18 protein-coding genes, 2 pseudogenes and 1 riboswitch are annotated in these 16822 nt (G+C 33.3%); of the genes and pseudogenes, 6 read left to right on the plus strand and 14 right to left on the minus strand.

Annotation, left to right across the window (positions count from 1 at the left end; all coding sequences use genetic code 11):
* Nucleotides 1–78: 78 nt before the first annotated feature.
* The 10 genes and pseudogenes from queE to KM885_RS07215 form a co-directional block, all read right to left on the minus strand.
* Entirely contained in the window at nt 79–807 is a 729-nt protein-coding gene (gene queE, locus KM885_RS07170; protein WP_257455672.1) for a 7-carboxy-7-deazaguanine synthase QueE, read from the minus strand.
* The gene (queD, locus tag KM885_RS07175) at nt 801–1235 is read right to left on the minus strand and encodes a 6-carboxytetrahydropterin synthase QueD (protein WP_047184042.1); all 435 of its coding nucleotides are present in this window, start codon (nt 1233–1235) and stop codon (nt 801–803) included. Before queD ends, queE begins: the two co-directional genes overlap by 7 nt.
* A gap of 235 nt (nt 1236–1470) precedes the next feature.
* Nucleotides 1471–1517: riboswitch (PreQ1 riboswitch) on the minus strand.
* Nucleotides 1518–1748: 231 nt separating this feature from the next.
* Nucleotides 1749–1976: a DUF3923 family protein gene (locus tag KM885_RS07180; RefSeq protein WP_047184043.1), complete on the minus strand. Its 228-nt coding sequence runs from the start codon at nt 1974–1976 to the stop codon at nt 1749–1751.
* 107 nt (nt 1977–2083) lie between these two features.
* Nucleotides 2084–2266, minus strand: coding sequence for a hypothetical protein (locus KM885_RS07185; RefSeq protein ID WP_047184044.1), 183 nt, complete (start codon nt 2264–2266; stop codon nt 2084–2086).
* A 457-nt stretch (nt 2267–2723) separates the two neighbouring features.
* Nucleotides 2724–3149 carry a DUF3021 domain-containing protein gene (locus KM885_RS07190; RefSeq protein ID WP_060668748.1) on the minus strand — a complete coding sequence of 142 codons (426 nt, stop codon included), beginning with the start codon at nt 3147–3149 and terminating at the stop codon, nt 2724–2726.
* Nucleotides 3139–3600: a LytTR family DNA-binding domain-containing protein gene (locus tag KM885_RS07195; protein WP_047184046.1), complete on the minus strand. Its 462-nt coding sequence runs from the start codon at nt 3598–3600 to the stop codon at nt 3139–3141. Before KM885_RS07195 ends, KM885_RS07190 begins: the two co-directional genes overlap by 11 nt.
* Before the next feature lie 313 nt (nt 3601–3913).
* Nucleotides 3914–4543, minus strand: a complete 630-nt coding sequence (locus KM885_RS07200; RefSeq protein ID WP_060668747.1) for a CPBP family intramembrane glutamic endopeptidase — start codon at nt 4541–4543, stop codon at nt 3914–3916.
* Between the two features lie 731 nt (nt 4544–5274).
* Nucleotides 5275–5967, minus strand: coding sequence for a hypothetical protein (locus tag KM885_RS07205; RefSeq protein ID WP_225344167.1), 693 nt, complete (start codon nt 5965–5967; stop codon nt 5275–5277).
* Between the two features lie 215 nt (nt 5968–6182).
* Nucleotides 6183–6925 (minus strand): annotated as a pseudogene (locus tag KM885_RS07210) (MerR family transcriptional regulator).
* Between the two features lie 143 nt (nt 6926–7068).
* Nucleotides 7069–7272, minus strand: a pseudogene (locus KM885_RS07215) (P-loop NTPase family protein); the annotation flags it as partial.
* A gap of 251 nt (nt 7273–7523) precedes the next feature.
* Between KM885_RS07215 and KM885_RS07220 the strand changes: the two are divergent.
* Complete coding sequence (locus KM885_RS07220) at nt 7524–8192, plus strand: DNA alkylation repair protein (RefSeq protein ID WP_145523520.1); 669 nt, start codon at nt 7524–7526, stop codon at nt 8190–8192.
* A gap of 380 nt (nt 8193–8572) precedes the next feature.
* Here KM885_RS07220 and KM885_RS07225 read toward each other — a convergent pair whose 3' ends face one another.
* Genes KM885_RS07225 through KM885_RS07235 form a run of 3 tightly spaced genes read right to left on the minus strand, consistent with a single transcriptional unit; the run spans nt 8573 to nt 10878 of the window.
* Entirely contained in the window at nt 8573–9895 is a 1323-nt protein-coding gene (locus KM885_RS07225) for an FtsW/RodA/SpoVE family cell cycle protein (protein WP_060668745.1), read from the minus strand.
* A complete protein-coding gene (locus KM885_RS07230; RefSeq protein WP_060668744.1) occupies nt 9892–10323 on the minus strand; it encodes a PadR family transcriptional regulator in 432 nt (143 codons plus the stop codon). The genes KM885_RS07225 and KM885_RS07230 overlap by 4 nt, the downstream gene beginning before the upstream one ends.
* Nucleotides 10324–10326: 3 nt before the next feature.
* Nucleotides 10327–10878, minus strand: coding sequence for a sigma-70 family RNA polymerase sigma factor (locus tag KM885_RS07235; RefSeq protein WP_060668743.1), 552 nt, complete (start codon nt 10876–10878; stop codon nt 10327–10329).
* Nucleotides 10879–11311: 433 nt separating this feature from the next.
* Here KM885_RS07235 and KM885_RS18075 point away from each other — a divergent pair, with 433 nt between their 5' ends.
* Both KM885_RS18075 and KM885_RS18250 read left to right on the plus strand, forming a co-directional pair.
* On the plus strand, nt 11312–11776 hold the full coding sequence (locus KM885_RS18075) for an Abi family protein (protein WP_255449105.1): 465 nt from the start codon (nt 11312–11314) through the stop codon (nt 11774–11776).
* Nucleotides 11777–11792: 16 nt separating this feature from the next.
* Nucleotides 11793–12140, plus strand: a complete 348-nt coding sequence (locus KM885_RS18250) for an Abi family protein (protein WP_420874569.1) — start codon at nt 11793–11795, stop codon at nt 12138–12140.
* Nucleotides 12141–12278: 138 nt separating this feature from the next.
* Here the strand turns inward: KM885_RS18250 and KM885_RS07250 are convergent, their stop codons facing one another.
* Nucleotides 12279–12755 (minus strand): hypothetical protein, encoded by a 477-nt coding sequence (locus KM885_RS07250; protein WP_216883724.1) that lies wholly within the window; start codon nt 12753–12755, stop codon nt 12279–12281.
* A 1042-nt stretch (nt 12756–13797) separates the two neighbouring features.
* Between KM885_RS07250 and KM885_RS07255 the strand changes: the two genes are divergently transcribed.
* From KM885_RS07255 to KM885_RS07265, 3 genes are read left to right on the plus strand one after another with little or no spacing between them, the layout of a single operon-like run.
* On the plus strand, nt 13798–14748 hold the full coding sequence (locus KM885_RS07255) for a S8 family peptidase (protein WP_244986936.1): 951 nt from the start codon (nt 13798–13800) through the stop codon (nt 14746–14748).
* Nucleotides 14729–15637, plus strand: a complete 909-nt coding sequence (locus KM885_RS07260) for an SAR2788 family putative toxin (RefSeq protein ID WP_052771624.1) — start codon at nt 14729–14731, stop codon at nt 15635–15637. Before KM885_RS07255 ends, KM885_RS07260 begins: the two co-directional genes overlap by 20 nt.
* Complete coding sequence (locus tag KM885_RS07265; RefSeq protein WP_047184047.1) at nt 15613–16110, plus strand: DUF7878 domain-containing protein; 498 nt, start codon at nt 15613–15615, stop codon at nt 16108–16110. Before KM885_RS07260 ends, KM885_RS07265 begins: the two co-directional genes overlap by 25 nt.
* Nucleotides 16111–16822: the final 712 nt, after the last annotated feature.

Raw genomic sequence — 16822 nt, forward strand, 5'->3', positions numbered from 1 at the left:
AGAATCTCACCGAACACATTCCTTTAGACAAAATGCTTGAACCCACTACTTTGGAAGAGTAAGGTTAAAGTTTTTATATCAAACACCACGTTTATTTCCCCATAAATAGGTGTGAAGTTGCGGCAATACCCGAACATCGTTCAATTCTGAACTATTCATTACAAGATCAACCAATCGTTCGTATTTTTCAAGCAGATAGGCTAACAACTTCTCCTGTTCTCCCGTTTCTAAATCATCATTACCCACTTGCAAAAACAATTTTACATCAGGATACCTTTTGTGTATGTTGATGGCATATTGCAAATCTTTTTTCCCAAAGACGACTACCTTTAAACTGAAATCCCCCTGTTGTTTTTCCTTTAATGAACGGATGATAAAATCCAATGTTTCAAAATTTGTAGTCATTCCAGAGCTTGGCGGCTTAGGCGAAATCGTTAGATCATCTATCTTTGTAAACCATTCCTGCCATCTGCTACCTTGTGTTTCCAATGCAACCTTCACCTGATTTTCATGAAGTAAATCTACCAATGCATTTAATTGAGCCAATAATCCTGGATTTCCTCCAGAGATGGTAACATGTTGAAATCGTCCGCCTCCCTTTTCATATAATGCTTCCACTATTTCCTGCGGTTCCATCATTTGAATCGATTCCTTTTCTGAACCGTCCCAGGTGAATTTCGAATCACACCAGGAACAGGAATAATCACAGCCGGCCGTTCTGACAAACATTGTTTTTTGGCCAATGACCATTCCCTCCCCTTGAATAGTTGGGCCAAATATTTCAAGTACAGGTATTTTTCTCATAATGTTTTCTCCTTTGGTCGGTAAATACAATAGCTCGTAGGCGTTTCCCTTAAATATACCTGAACACAAGTTGGCTTATTCTGTAGGGTGTTTAGGTATTCCTGAATGATTTCATAGATAGTCCGGGCAACCACTTCTGTTGTCGGAAAGTATTCAGCGTCTTGGTCGGAGAATTTGGTGTCTTCATTCATCACATGATGATCAAATCTCTTGTGAATTAAGTCTTTTATTTTTTTAAAATTAACTAAAAAACCTGTGTGATCAAGTTCGTTTCCAGCAATGGTGATATTGGTAAAATAGGTGTGCCCATGCATATTTTGACATTTCCCAGCATCCTCATGTGGTACATAATGAGCTGCAGCAAATTGAAAATCTTTATTTAGTTCATATGCATAGGGATGTTCTGTAACCGGATAAATCTGTTGCATCATGAATCATCACTCCTTCGTTTATTTTGTATCTTTGGGAGCTTGTATCCATCCAATAAAGAAAAGCGTAAGCGCCCGTTTAGCGACGTACGGACTGGACTGAGCCGTAGGAGATAAAGGAAACACGACGAACGGAGTGAGTCGATGTTGACTTATCGTACGGAGGTGAGGGAAGTCTCGCTAGTCGCTGGGCGCTGGAGCTAGACAAAAAAGACAACACTAAAGAAGGTGCTGTCCTAGCTCCTTAGTTTTTTATAGAGGGATGGAATTTCGAACCTCTCCTGCCAATACGCAGATTCTATTATTCACTTACAATATTACTTTACCATATCTTTTGTTTTAGATTAAAGAATATATGTCAACATAAAAAATGAATATAAACGTTTCCAAAAGAAGAGAACATAATACGGGTAAAAAGCTGAAGACTACTTGTTCTTCCTTTATTAAACTTGCTTTCATAGAAAAAATGCTTCAGTTATTGAAGAAAACTGCCCTATATAATAACATCGTATTTGTTTATTTACTACTGCTAATTCTCAAATTAACAATTAGCCACACACCTTGAATAATCGTTGGTATTATAAACGCAATCAATAAGACTATAAATGCCAATAATTTAAGCTCAGGTGTTTGAGTAACCCCAGCACCATCGACCTCTCTTAACCAAATAATAGCTAATCCAATTACAAAAATGATAATCCAAAATATGTTACCAATCCACCAGAAATACCATCGTTTTTTCACCCTATTTCTCTCTCCATTCTCCAACCGAAATAAATTTCATTTAACTATACTGCCAATTACTAAAAAATCATCGCCACTTTTTTGAAATAACGTACCCGGAAACAGAACTAAAACAGCAAGCTTTGAAAAAGTGTAATGGTTATAACTAATGCAGATAAAGATCCAGCAGACAGTAATGTTATCATTTTTCGCCAGTTTATCTTTTTTGAAGGTTTTACAGCCTCTCGAGAAACCGTAATCCATATAGCCATAGATGCTATAACTAAGATGAAAATAACTTCTTTAGACACATTTGACACCTCCATCATTTACAATAATCACATAACCTTATGTACGGATTAGAAAAATAAAAGCTTCATTAAGGAATGACCTTTTTAATTGAACAATTTGACACTTATTTTTTAGGCATAGTGTATATCACAGATACACCACTGTTTTCTTCAATCTTCGTAAAAATTTCATGAAAAGTTTCTATTGCTCTTTCAATTAATTCGTACCTTTCCAAAATTTCACTACAGTAACCACCCATCAGAATCACTATTACTTGCACCACAATCTAACTCTTTCTCCACCCTCTTCTTTCCACTCTAGATACCAGACTTTAAAGCAGGTGTTTCAAACTTTTTTAACATAGGGAAAAGAATTTCATCAGTTCAATAACTAATGAATAGAGTCATATGCCAAAAATATGCTGTTGAAAAAGCTACTCATTTATTGAATTTACCCAATATAGTATATGGATTCTACTCACTTGAATATATCATTTTTCTTCTTCAAACTAGCGTTCAACGATGCTTCCACCTTTTTGTAATATAGATAATACCCCATCCAAAAAACAGCATAAACAAATATAAAAACCAGAAAACTTATTAAAATTGCTGCTAAGCTAAATGGAATCCAGTCAGCAATAAACAAGGCGATTGTAAAGTAAACAGCTATCGACAAGCAGAAATGAATAGCGGTTTTTTTCAGGTAACTCCAGCCATTATCCTCAAACAAAAACGAGGCCAATCCAAAATAAATACCAAGAATAAAAGAACAGAGCATATAAATCCATATTTGTGAGATAGCAGCGTCCGTGCTGGTAAACATTACAACAGTAAGGGCAATAAATGTAAAAATACCACCTAGAGCTATCCCCATCATACTTCTTTTAACTGCTTCAACAATCATCTGACTGCCCTCCCATAACCAATCTATCTTTGATTGATTTCACATATTTTCGTGTAATAAACTCTTTATTTCCAGAATGAAAATAAACACAGAGATTTCCATTAAATGATAACTCAAAACGTTCAATATGATTAAGATTGCCGATGACTGATTTTGAAAAACGCATAAAGCCATAAGGAGCTAAAACATCTTCTATTTCATAGAGCTTCATCCTTACTTCAATATTCCGTTTACCAATGCATGCAAGAATTTTTCTTTTTTCAGCATATACAAATTCTACCTGATTGGGGTCAAGTAGTACCGTTTGATCTGACTCAATCCCAAGTATACGCTTTCGATTTTTCCGTTTAATAATTGCAACTATTTCTTCCAGTTCATCGGACCATTCATTTGTCTGAATGGTTATGGATGGTTCTGCATGCTTATCGTCAATTTCGATGTTCACCTTCATCATCATGCCCCCAAACTATCCTTTTTCTTTAGAAACGTGGTAACATACAATAACTTCTATTAACCGCCAGACCAAATCTTAAAATCCTTGAAAACTTATAAATAATAAGAAACAAGGTCAAATCCCACATAAGTTACAATACTAATCGCTACATACAAATAACAATACTCATTGTCATCCATAAGGTAACTTAAATACGATTTCTTGTAAATGAGCAGGCAATATCTTTAGATTTCCTTTTGTTTTTTCGATAGACTTGTATAAAACAAAATTTGCTATAAGGGCTTTCAAAAAGTAATCACGATCGGCATGGTTAATTATCTTCATTTTCTTTTATATTGTTATCCCATTTCCTCGTAACTGCTGAAAGTATAAGCCAAGGTTCAATGAATAAGTTTATCAATATATGAGCTACAATTGGTGCAAGTATATTACGATCAGCTATAATGTACAGAATAGCTAGTAAACCACCAAGAATTGTAGTGGAGAGTATCACTGGAAGTGCTATTCTCAACTCTCCTCCAAGAAATACCCATGCCCCATGTGCTAATCCAAAGATAAAAGCCGAAACTAATACTTGTATAAGTATTGAATAATCTAAACCCATTAGCCAATCCATCAATACTTGCCTAAACAAAATCTCTTCTACAATGCTAGAAACGAATACAGCCCAAACACCAATCACTTTAAGCCATGAAAATGTAAATAAATGATCACGTACAAATGGGATTACTTTAACCGTGTACATAATATATCCAAATGCAATTATAATTGTTAATATCCAAACAATAGGGTTATTAAATGCTTCTGCATTAACACCTAATCTATGCTCGATAAATTTTTGTGGATCTCCAAAATACCAAAAGATAATACTTCCAGTTAAAGCAATAGATAAACTGCCCAACACTAAACCTGTGATAATTTCATCTTTACGATTATACATATCAACACCTCCTGTATTGCTAATTAACTATATTCCAGAGTTTTAACATATTCTTTATAAGCGTATGTACCCATGCCACTAACAATTTCATTAGATACCTAAATTAAAACAATTCACATTCAATCCGTTTCTATCATGCTATTAATGGAAGTTTAATAAAATATCCTACTCTAAAAATCTATTCTAAACCCAGGCAATAATTGTTGTTCTACAACTATTAAATATATTTGGCCCTCTCGCTTTCTTACTTGATTATGGCAAATAATACCTTTCTTGTAGTTACAAAATGTATAACACGTCAGGTTTGATGAATGACATCACAATAATAATGCACGTAATTAGAAGTGAGAAGATAAGAAAACAAAATTCGATTGAATCCGTGTTGGATAAAAGATTGAAGGATTATTTGGAAAAGTAAAAGACTGAACCACTATTGATTCAGCCTTAATTGGTGTAGTTTCGAATTAAGTTAAATACAGTCACCATTTCTCCCCAGCTTCTTTCTAGTTTGGATACCAACTATAAAGCAGGGGGAGGGGAAGAGGATTTTGACAGGTGTATAATTATTTACTCATTACTTAATAACTTCATATTAGATTTTATCTCCTCAATCATTTTTGCTGGATTATCTGCCCTGAATATAACAGTTTTAACATATTTTTTTCTCCCATATGAGCTTTCCATTAGAGCAGGTTCTTTTAAAAAGATTTCATACTGTGGAGAATCCATATTCAACATGGCATGTATGTTTCTTTAGGTGCCTTTTCCCCAATTCCACCTTTATCTTTAGCTTTTTTAATACAGTCTATATTCCTGATATCCAATTTAATACTGCTTTGATATCCAAAGCGAATGATAAGTTGGTCAAAAGAAACAACATGAGGTAAAAATCTCACAGAATTATATAGCCCTATCATATAAAGCAAGGCGTAAATATTTAGGATCGTAAAAACCCATGCGGCAACATCACTCCATAACAGGATAAGAAAGTGGAATAATATTCCTTCCAATATTATTAGGATCGAAAATACGACTATAATAATGTTTACCTGTGAAGTCTTATGATAGGAATAAACCCTTTCATTATTGTTCACAGTTGACTCTTTAAACCATCCTATAATTGAGTAATAGAAGACGCTTAGTTCTGATAAAATTGCACCTAAAACAAACCCATCTCCCAATTTGGGCTCAAGTGACATTCTCGTTATTTCAAGTAAGTCTTTTCCTTTAGTTTTACTACTTGCCCTATAGCGAATAATGCTTTTAATGATACTATAGAAAACTGCAATTACGATAGTTATTTCCAGGATGGGTAGAATCCAAATCAATATTTGATTAAAAAATCCCTTGTGCGAATGAGGGATTATCAAATAAGAGATTCCTAAACAAATAATAAATGAAAGATATACCAATAATTTTGGCATTGACCTCGGTCGTATCAGTAACCAATGGATGCTTATTGGAGGTAAAATTAGTAATGTCAACGTTACTAAAATGACGATAACATTACTAATATTATTTAATCTTAAAATAAAGTAACTCCCTCCCATAAAACTTACCAATATCACGAGCAAAATGGATAAATAGTATTTTTTTATTAAAAACACCCCCTAAATAGTTACCGTGGTACCTTGTACTTCTATTGCATATTTCCCATTTCGGACTGCACCATATAATAATCAATAGCCTGAGTCATTTCTGCTCATCTTCAGTAAAGGGGGAAGGAGTCATTTCTTCGAGTTCTTGTAGACCCTGTTTTTCCACGTTTACATTGGCTAACTTTTGCATTACATCCTCACCAAGAAATGAAAGAGTTTCTTCTATATACGATTCAACCATTTCTTGTACTTCTGGGTCTTTAATTGGTTTACCATACAATTGTTTTACTTTTTTAGACATTTCTACAAAGGTTTTATCTAAATTCATGCTCTCTTCAACTGATTTCTTTGACAACTCTTCCACAACATCCGTTAATTTATGGCGCTCCAACCAATCCTTTTGTAAATCTTCAGTTGGTAAACCCAAAATAAGGCTAAATAATAAAGTGCTATCCACTTCTCCTTCTTCTTTTAGTAAATGGATAACCCTTTTTATCGTATTCATTGATTTTTCTATCAGTTTTTTTTGCTCTTCTAAGGCTTTTAAGTGGAGAGATAATGTTTCATTCAAATCAGTGATTTTATCCAAGCTGTATCCTAGAAATTTTAAACTGAGAATCTTTTGCAGGGTTAAAACGTCTTTATCGTTATACATACGATGCCCTGATGTAGGGTGCTTCTCTGGTACTAAGAGACCTATCTCATCATAGTAACGTAAATTTCGGATCGATATTCCTGTCTTTCTTGAAAATTCCCCAATGGAAAACATATTATGTCTTTCCATCAAAATTCCTCCCATCCGAAGGTATAAATTCATTATAAAACATCCAGTAACTGGAGGTTCAAGTGGTATTTTAAATTAACAGGGGGATAAAAAATAAAACAAGGAGAAAAAAGTATAAAAGAAGTTTCCCCTGCTCCTCATTATTACATTAGCTTTTTATCTTTCATAACATAAACACAATCAGCCACTCTTTCAATAAAAGTGCGATCATGCGATACAAGGAGAACAGTTCCTTCATATCCTTTTAAAAATCGTTCCAATGCTTCAATACAGAAAACATCCAAAAAGTTTGTTGGCTCGTCCAAAACTAGCACATTATATCTTCCTAAGAATAGCTGACACAATATAAATTCATTTGTATCCTTTAATAATTCGCTAATTTTTGATATAATTGTATTCATGAAAAGGCCTCTTTCTAATGTATTTGCCGGCTAAGCATACATTTATGATAGAGCGCCTTTTCTTTTTTTCTAGAATTTTGTTTCAAATTCCCGGGAACTATTTTACACATAGAACTTTGGAGGCACACCACTGCAATGAGACTTATCCTGCCAAGGACATATTATAAAACAGTGCTTTAATAAAGGGGTTGTATAAAATGAATGAAAATAAAGGTACAGAAATAAAACGCTCTTCAAAAGTAGAAAACATTCTCCCTCAGATCAATAGTAAAACTAAGCTAGGCGACTTACGAAAAATCGCGAAAGAAATTAAAAAAGATCACGAACTAGCTATGGAACTTTGGTCAACCGAAGAGTTTTTGCCCAGACTATTAGCAATCTTAATTATGGACAAAAAACTTCTTTCACAAGATGTGCTAAATAAGCTTGATAAGGATATGCAGACTCACACTTTTGATGAGCGAAATAAATTAATGGATTGGTTAATGGCTAATCAGCTCACCAAAGACAAGAAAAAAATTGCATTGATGGAGTCATGGGAAAATAGTCCTTCTGCTCTTCAAAGGCGAGCTTTCTGGTATTACCAAGGACGCTTGAGATGGACTGGACAAACACCGCCTGATAACACCGCAGACTTGCTATCTGCATTAGAAGCTAATATTACGCAGGAAGAACCGGAAGTTCAATGGGCTATGAATTTCACCGCAGGCTGGATAGGCGTTTATGATGAAGACAATCGCGAACGTTGTATTAAACTTGGTGAGAAAACGGGGCTTTACAAAGATGAAATAGTAGCAAAAGGATGTACTCCCAGCTATTTGCCGGAGTTCATTACGATTGAAGTTAACAAACGACATAATAAGTAGTTACCTCTGAAAAATTTAATAGAGTTTAATCCGAAAAATAAAGGAATTCCAAGCCTTAATATGAAAATTGTAATAGGCTTGGACCAAAAAATAAAGAAAACAACGCGTTTTGGCAGCTAGTTAGTGAAATTACAAGGAAGATGTAAAGGATTAACTCATATCTCTTTTTGATCTGTAGGGCGCTTATTTTTAATAAGAACAACTTTTCAGTTGCGCAGTAAACGATACTATTCAATAAAAAAGGGTCTTCCACAATCGGGCGCTTTTCTTTCATAAGAAAGCGTCTTTTACGTGGACAACACATTTAATCTTGAGTAACATTTCTGATGTCGTCGGAGTTTTAGAATCTAATCTAGAGTCCTCACCTAATGATGCGTTACTTAAAAATCTGCTATCGTGGGTTCTACAATATCCTTTCTTCGATAGACATTTAAAATTAGCCCTAAAACAGCAGCATAAAATACGATCGTACTTCCTCCATAACTAATAAATGGCAGGGAAACTTCCATAATTGGCACGATCCCAAAGCCCATCAAGATGTTCCAAGCAGTAGGGACGGAAAATAATACAGCACCACCAATTACAATCAACCTCCCATAAAGGTCCTTTGTTTTAAACGCATTTTTTGAGATTCTTGAAATAAATATCAGTAGGATCAAACAAAGAACGATTCCAACCCCCCAACCAAGTGAATAGACGAGGAAGGGAAAAGCAAAATCTGTATGTGATCCTGGTAACAATTGTAAATTTAGATTATTATAAAGTCCGTTACCGAACCATCCTGCTTCTGCAAGGATATTCCTTACGACCATATACATATATCCTGCTCCATTTGGATCGGCATCTGGGTTCATAAAAGCAGATAATCTAGTAAACAAATAACCTTGGCGCGGGGTCATGATCATCATAATCATGAAGATGACACCAGCCATTAGATTTGCAATGACTAGTTTGATAGCCAATTTCTTATGGGCTTGGGCAAATGTAAACATTCCTAGCACACAGAAGAAATAAATGATACCGACCATAAAGTTTGGCACCATCATATAGAGCAAGATGGGAGTCCAAAATAAAACAAGAAGAAAGCCTTGTTTTTTCCAACTATGAAACTCATTTATTTTGTTAAAAATACCCGCCCAAGCAATAAAAAAGAAAAATAAGCTCATTATAGTGCCATCAAGCGTTAGGCCCGGAAGAAGAACCCACCTTTTTGCTCCGTTGATCATATATCCAAAGAAATGGAGATATAAGTGGATCAACAAGCCGATAGCATAAAAGTACATCCACCAGTTCTTGAATTTTTGGTAATCAAAGAAAAGGAACCCAATAATTACAGGAACAGCTAGGAAGTACCAGATAGCCTGTCTCCTCATAAAATAAGTGCTTGATAAGGAAGTTTCAGGAATACCACCAACTAATGGGAGAAAACTAATACTAGCAAAAATAACAAATAAAACGATAAGAACCCAATCCATTTTTGGTTTATGAAGAGGATTTAATTTCTCTCCTACAGTAAATGGATTACCCATTTCTTGAATGGCCTTTTCATCTGAATCCTCTTCAGAAAATCCCCTTTTTTTATAAGCTTGACTTAACTCTTGAAGATGATGAGTAAGCTCTTTTTTTATCATGTTGTGGGCTTCCTTAGATTTCACTTTGGAAGTGACTTTACTTAAATATTCCTCAAATTTGGGAGAACTCATAAGGAAGCCTCCTGTATTAAGTGTTTAAGGGATAACTTTTGTTTTGAGGTATCCTGTTTATAAGTGGCTAAGTATTTTTTTCCTTTGGAATCTAAGGAATAATATTTCTTATTATTTATCCAATTTGAAGTAAGGATTTCTTTATTTTCTAATAGATGTAAAAGTGTATAAAGCTGCCCTTCATTTTCTTGGAAAGTACGTTCATTTTTTTGAAAAAGTTGGATGGAAATATTGTAGCCATCCTTTGATTCATGTTGAACAGATTCTAATATAGCTATAATAGTTTCTATATTCCAATTATGAATTTGTGATTGTTGATTCGTACGAATGGCTTCTTGCACAGCTTTTTTCCTTTCATTTGAGAAAGAAAGATCCTTAAAAACTGTTTTTTTCATCGAACTCTTTAGGTTCATAAATGGATCATTCATCACCTAATCCTCCTCTACAATCTTATCTTTTAATAATTCTTTCGCACGGTTTAATCTCGTTTTTATTGTATTTATATTTACTGTAGTAATCTTGCTTATTTCTCTTAAAGACATTTCTTCATAATAATGCAGAAATACGACCTCTCTATACTTTAGAGGTAAATTCATGACAGCGTTCGTTAATCTGTTTTCTTCACTATTCGTGATAACCTCCTCTTCCACCTGTTTTGACTTGGAAGGAATATAATCCAATATTTTATTGCTAAGCATTATTTTGCGATAATACCAGCTTCTTAAATAGTCCTTGCAATGATTACTCGCAATGCGATATAGCCAAGTTTTTATTGTTGCCTGCTCATTAAACTGATGTAATTTCTCATAGCACTTTATAAATATCTCTTGCGTTAAATCTTCTGCTGTGGCTTGGTTTTTAACATATGTATATACCAGATGCAGGATATCATCACTATATTCATCCATTAATTGATCAATGATTTGCTCTTTCTCATCCAGCATCATTTCATCTGTCACCGCCAATTGATTTAGTTCATTCATCTAGTTGTCACCCCCTCATATATCCTAGACGAAGCTACCCTTCATTTGGTTTGAAAAAAATGAAGATTTTTTATGACCACCTATAATCTAGGGTATAATTGGTAAAAGGAACAACCTGTTATTAGAACTTTTAAGGGTAATCTTTTTCATCCTAATATAAGGAGATTTATTCTCGTTATCACCATCAACCATTCTTACTGTAATTTGAGTTGGTCCCCATTTACTAACGTTTTCAATCCCAATATTCTTCAATAAATCATTGACAGTACACCCTATACATTGTATATTTTAATTAACAAATCCCACAGGCCTCTGTCCTAGACATGCACACTAGATGGGCTTTTTTTATTTTAAGGAGATAATAATGGCTAAAACAAAACCATTTCTATAAATTGAGGAACAAATAGAATTACTCCGTTCACGTAAATTCATAATAACAGATGATGAATACGTCAGGGCAAAGGAGTTTTTACTAAATAACAACTATTATCGTGTTAGTGGCTATACACTCACATTACGTCATAACGACATGTTCTCTGAAGGCGCTTCATTAGATAGATTAATTCAAATATATGAAGCAGATCGGCGAATGCGTCATACAATGCTTTCGATTATAGAAGTTATTGAAGTACGCTTAAAGTCCATGCTTGCCTACTTTCATTGTGAAAAATACGGTCCTACTGGTTACTTAGATATCAATAACTTTTATTGTGTACACAAAAATAAGATTAATATTAAAGTAGTGGATAACTATCTCTACATAACAAGAAAAGCAGCATCTCAAAAAAACGCAATGACTGATTCTGAACCTTTTATCAAACATCATAAAGAAAAGAAAAATGATATTCTTCCCTTTTGGGTCTATGTTGAAATCCTGACATTGTCTAATTCTAGATGAAGAATTAAAAAAGAAAATAGCTTTTCAACTTGGTTTTAAGTATTCAAATGGTCATAAAATACTTGAGAATCTATTACACTGTATAACGATACTTAGAAATATATGTGCGCATGGTGGCCGTTTGTATAACAGACTTTTTACAAGAAAACCTCGACTTTCAAGAAAAGAGAAATCCTTACTTTTAACTGAAAATGAGAATTTAATAAATAATAAACTTTTTTCTTATATTTTGGTGCTTAAATCACTTTCTAATTCAAATGATTTTCATTTAGTTAAAGAGCATCTTATTCTTATTTACGAAGGTTACCCACTTATTGACCTATCCCATTATGGTTTTCCTGAAAATTGGAGAGAGGTACTGTAATAAAAAAGGATTATCCGAGCATACTATTAAATAATAGATCCTACGAGCTTGAGAATGCGCAATACTGTAGGCCAAACAACCCACTTAGTAAATTCTAAGTGGGTTCTACTCACTTGCCTAAGTAAAGTGTTAATCGGTCTAAGGCTTTGTTCTATTTTTGTAGGTAGAGGATTTCTCTTTAACAATTTGAAATCCGTATAAAGTAAGTGCTAATATCATAAAAACATACATTAACTGGATTTTTTTCATACGCACCAATGATGCAATACCAAACCTTTTAAGGATAGGTTCACCAACGTACGTAAAAGCTAAATGCCAGATTAAATTCAACCCAATATATCTTTTAAAATTGCCGTAAGTATATTTCATAATCCATAAAGAACTGGCAAAGAATGAACCCCATGTAAAAGGAAATGACGCCAAAACGGAAGGTTGTCTTTTTCCATACCACAGCCACCACTTTCTCTTTTTCGCTATAAATTGAACCAAGGTCACTACAATAGCCATAAGAAGAGATACGGGAAGATATCGTTTAATGGATTTCTTGCCCGCAAAAGCAAGTGAAAACCAAGAAAGAACCGTCATTAAAATCAAAAATGGTTTCACTTTTTTCATACTAATTACCTCCCTTACTATCTTTGGGAGTTAATTTACCCCAGTTATAGGGAATTTATGTTTAACACAGCACTAACTATCAATAAAAATACTTCTATAGACTGTGGTAAAGAAGTAGTTAAAGCAATCGTTAACAATTAGTTCTGGTCTTTTGCGAAGATGCTATAGCCTTTTTAAAGTATATTTTCCTCCTCCAGGTTACGTATTCGTCTTTGAAGGTCACGCTCCACCTTCCTACAAAAGCAGTTTCACTACCTGATTGAATTTCTTAACCTAGTTATGTAGCGTTTGTTCGGAAAAAAGATAGTGGAAAAAGAGGGCTAGAGGAAAGATAAAAATATTGGATAAGTATTGAATTATTTATTGAAATGAATCATGGTTAGATATTCAATAAACACAGTAATGACAATGGTTTTAACCATAATTCACTTATGAAAAAACTATTGAAAAGATATTGATTGGTATTGAAAAAGGCATAAAAATCCCGGGTTCCTGTTAAAAGAAAACCAAGAAATTATTGGTTCCAATTTCAAAATTGGTAAAGTTTATTTTAACAAAATAGGGATTGAAATCGGAAATGTTTATTTTTACTGAGAGATATTTATTTTAGTTAGACATAGTAGATTGAAGACCCATAGATATAAGAAAGACTATTATGCAATATTCAATTTATTATTTAGGACTGAAATTCTATCTCTAAATATTCTAGTGTTATTTGGATTACCGTATTAGTTTAAACAGAAGTAAACTCCACCTTCTTCCACCGTTCTATCCATCGTTATATCACAAAAACCATCCCCATCAACCATATTATATTTCCATCAGATAAAGTTCGGGCGTTCGGTTCGTTCTAGAAATTCCGAGAGCTTATTTAATATCCATAAATATTTTGTTTGAAATATTTTATCAAGTAATTGAATTATTGCCATTTTCTGTTATTATTTAATGGTAATCAGTAAAAGGTGGTGTTGCATTGATAAAATAAGTACCAATTTATTAGTTGCTAGGTAATTAAGTCTCAAAACTAGAAGGTATTAAAGAAATGGACAAGATTAGAAGATATCAATTATTTTTATTACTTCCTCTAATTATCCTATTCATCATTCTAATAATGAATAGGAATGAAGTTGGTAGCTTTAATGAGGGAGAAGCGGAATCAAAAGGTAAGATTAAAAATTGGGCTCTTGACTATGTTGGAATTGATTTTCAGAAAGAAACTGCACCTGTAAAAATTGCAATACTGGATAGTGGTATTAATAAGCAACATAAAGAATTTGAAGATTTAACTTTTAAAGAATATAATGCGGTTACGCCAGGAGAAAAAATAGTAGATGATTTTGGCCACGGCACAGCGATAGCGGGGATTATTGCGGCAAGAGGGATTGAGACCACCGGTGTGATACAGAATGTAATCATTTATGACGTAAAAGTACTAAATGATAAAGGCGAAGGAAAAATTGAGTCTGTAATTGACGGAATAGAGTGGAGCATAAATCAAGATGTAGACATTATTAATATTAGCTTTGGTTTTACGAGTGATAAAGAGGGATTAAAAGAATCAATTGATAGAGCAGTAAAGGATAATATTATTATCACTGCTGCCGCTGGAAATACACTCGGACTGACAGTAGATTATCCGGCTCAATATGAAAATGTCCTTTCAATATCTTCCTTTGACAAAAATTTTCAACTTGACCCTTATTCAGCTATTGGAAAAATAGATTATACAGCCCCAGGTGTCGATATTATATCTACAAATAATAAAGGCAAGTATTCTACTTTTTCAGGTACCTCTTTCTCTACTGGTTATGCCACCGGTGCAATTGCCTCGATTATAAATAAGGAAGACGATGAAAACAGAGTGCATAATATTAAAAATAAAATTTCTGATTACGTTTTACAGATAGGAGATAATGAGAAGTTTGGACATGGACTTATAACGTTGAAAAAAGAAAAGTTAAAGGAGAAAATAAGTGAAAAAGAAATTTATTAAGCTACTTGTAGCTATATACTTGTTTAGTAGTCTTGTAGGGTATGCTCCAAATGTATTTGCGGAAGATAACACAGATTTAACTTTTACTCAAGAGGTTCTCACGGAAAACCCAGAACAAATTAATTTAGATTTTGATCATACAATTGAAGAAAAATCTACTAATGATAATAACGTTGTATATGAAGTAAACGTAGAAGAAGAATTTGGAATTAATAATGATAATTTCGAAATGATAGTAGAAGAAAACTCAAAAGAGGAAATGACTGTAAATACCGAATTTGAAACAAATGATCTCTCAATTAATTCAGAGCTATACATAAATATTGATACTGGGCAATTTTATGTTACAGAAGAAACAACTTCTGAAACAGGTGAGGTAACCGAAACAATATATGATGTCTTCCTTTACGAAATAGAGGGTGAGGAATTTAAGGGGCATTTAATAGATAGAAGTAACGGAGAATTATATGAAATAAATACTATTGATGCACAGGCATCAATCATCCCTGTTATTGGGCTAGTCGTTAAACAAGGTGTAAAATGGGCAGTTAAAAAATATGGAAAGAAAGCGTTAGTTAGTGCTTTTGGGAAAGCTGCATTAAGTAATGCAATAAAGAAGGTAGCTAAATTTTCAGTGTCAAAAAAACATTTGAGCAATGCAGGCGGTAATTATAGAAAGTTTAATACAACAAGTCAGTCTACTGTCAGATCTTGGGTGAAGCAAGCGTTACAAAAAAATCCTACTATTTCATTTAATGAAAACTATGATAAATTATCGTTTACCATAACTGCGAACGTTGGGAAAAAGGTTGGAACTAAAGGGGAAACTAAAATAAAAGTCGTATTTGACTATACAGGTAAAGTATGGACAGCTTATCCAGTCAAATAAATTTCAACTACGAATTTACAAGCGGCAAGGATTGTATTTCTTATAAAAAGAGAAGGGATGTTAATTCAATCCTAAATGTCTCTGCAAGATTTACAATCAAAATAAACAATAAAATTTATTTTGATCAAGAAGAGTTTCCCATCCTAGAGTTCTATAAATACTTATATAATTGGGTAAATGCCAATAAAAAGTACAATATCACCCAAGAGTTTCATTATTATACATTAGAATATGACGAATATGATGAAGGGGCTATTATTTCACTAATCCCATTTGGTGGAAATATGGCCAGAGTAAAATCAATTTGGGCAGAACAAGAACTATATAACGTTTTTAATTTAGAATATATAGTAAATGAATTTACTAACTTAGAAAGAAATTTAAAACGAGATATAGAGGAATACTTTGATATTAGACTAACTGATTTTAACAAACATATACCTTCGAGACAATTCGAATGGAAAAAGGATTAACAATAGTCAAGAGATTTACTTTTAGTAGATCTCTTGACCATTTATAAAAGTATAATTAAAAATAGAAGCAACCATCAAACAAAATAAATCTCTAACTTGTTTAAGAAGACCTCCGAAATAGCAAAAGTTTATTTTAATTGCCAAATTTATATTTTAATTAGATAATTTCTGTACAACTAAAAAATACATCTCCCAACCCCCACCCCTCTAACCCGCATTCCACCGTTTCAGTTAAAATAAAGTTTTGCTACGGAACCCCCATTTTCACACTTTTTCTGTTCAAAAATGACCGTTTTTCGAACCTTTTTCGGCTGTTTTTTCACCTTTTTTTCGAAATTAAAATAAAGTTTTGCGAAAATAGTGGAGTTAAAAAAAAGAGTTGGATGCTAGAAAGAAGAAAGAGAAAAGAAGAATAAATATTGCAAAGTATTGAATGATTTATTGAAATTAATCATGAATGAAATATTGAATAAACCCTGTAATGGCAAGGGTTAGGGCGATAATTATTTTATGAAAAAGCTATTGGAATAATATTGATTTGTATTGATAAAGGAATAAAAAATCCCGGGTTCCTATTGGAAAAAACCCGAGAAATTATTGGTTCCAACTCCGAAATCGGTAAAGTTTATTTTAACGTAAGCGTCAAATAGCCCACACCTAGTATTAAGGTATGGGCTATTTTATACTCTAACTAAGATTTAATTTGAACTTT

It is taken from the genome of Oceanobacillus caeni (genome assembly GCF_019037185.1).
Lineage (GTDB): Bacteria > Bacillota > Bacilli > Bacillales > Amphibacillaceae > Oceanobacillus > Oceanobacillus caeni.

What these genes read in the sequence shown, in the direction of transcription:
- KM885_RS07250 (WP_216883724.1), bottom strand. Translation starts at nt 12,755, where the DNA reads ATGAAAAAAGTGAAACCATTTTTGATTTTAATGACGGTTCTTTCTTGG.
- KM885_RS07190 (WP_060668748.1), bottom strand. Translation starts at nt 3,149, where the DNA reads ATGATTGTTGAAGCAGTTAAAAGAAGTATGATGGGGATAGCTCTAGGT.
- KM885_RS07225 (WP_060668745.1), bottom strand. Translation starts at nt 9,895, where the DNA reads ATGAGTTCTCCCAAATTTGAGGAATATTTAAGTAAAGTCACTTCCAAA.
- KM885_RS07200 (WP_060668747.1), bottom strand. Translation starts at nt 4,543, where the DNA reads ATGTATAATCGTAAAGATGAAATTATCACAGGTTTAGTGTTGGGCAGT.
- KM885_RS07265 (WP_047184047.1), top strand. Translation starts at nt 15,613, where the DNA reads ATGGACAGCTTATCCAGTCAAATAAATTTCAACTACGAATTTACAAGC.
- KM885_RS07255 (WP_244986936.1), top strand. Translation starts at nt 13,798, where the DNA reads ATGGACAAGATTAGAAGATATCAATTATTTTTATTACTTCCTCTAATT.
- KM885_RS07205 (WP_225344167.1), bottom strand. Translation starts at nt 5,967, where the DNA reads ATGCCAAAATTATTGGTATATCTTTCATTTATTATTTGTTTAGGAATC.
- KM885_RS07230 (WP_060668744.1), bottom strand. Translation starts at nt 10,323, where the DNA reads ATGAATGATCCATTTATGAACCTAAAGAGTTCGATGAAAAAAACAGTT.
- queD (WP_047184042.1), bottom strand. Translation starts at nt 1,235, where the DNA reads ATGATGCAACAGATTTATCCGGTTACAGAACATCCCTATGCATATGAA.
- KM885_RS07195 (WP_047184046.1), bottom strand. Translation starts at nt 3,600, where the DNA reads ATGAAGGTGAACATCGAAATTGACGATAAGCATGCAGAACCATCCATA.
- KM885_RS07235 (WP_060668743.1), bottom strand. Translation starts at nt 10,878, where the DNA reads ATGAATGAACTAAATCAATTGGCGGTGACAGATGAAATGATGCTGGAT.
- KM885_RS07220 (WP_145523520.1), top strand. Translation starts at nt 7,524, where the DNA reads ATGAATGAAAATAAAGGTACAGAAATAAAACGCTCTTCAAAAGTAGAA.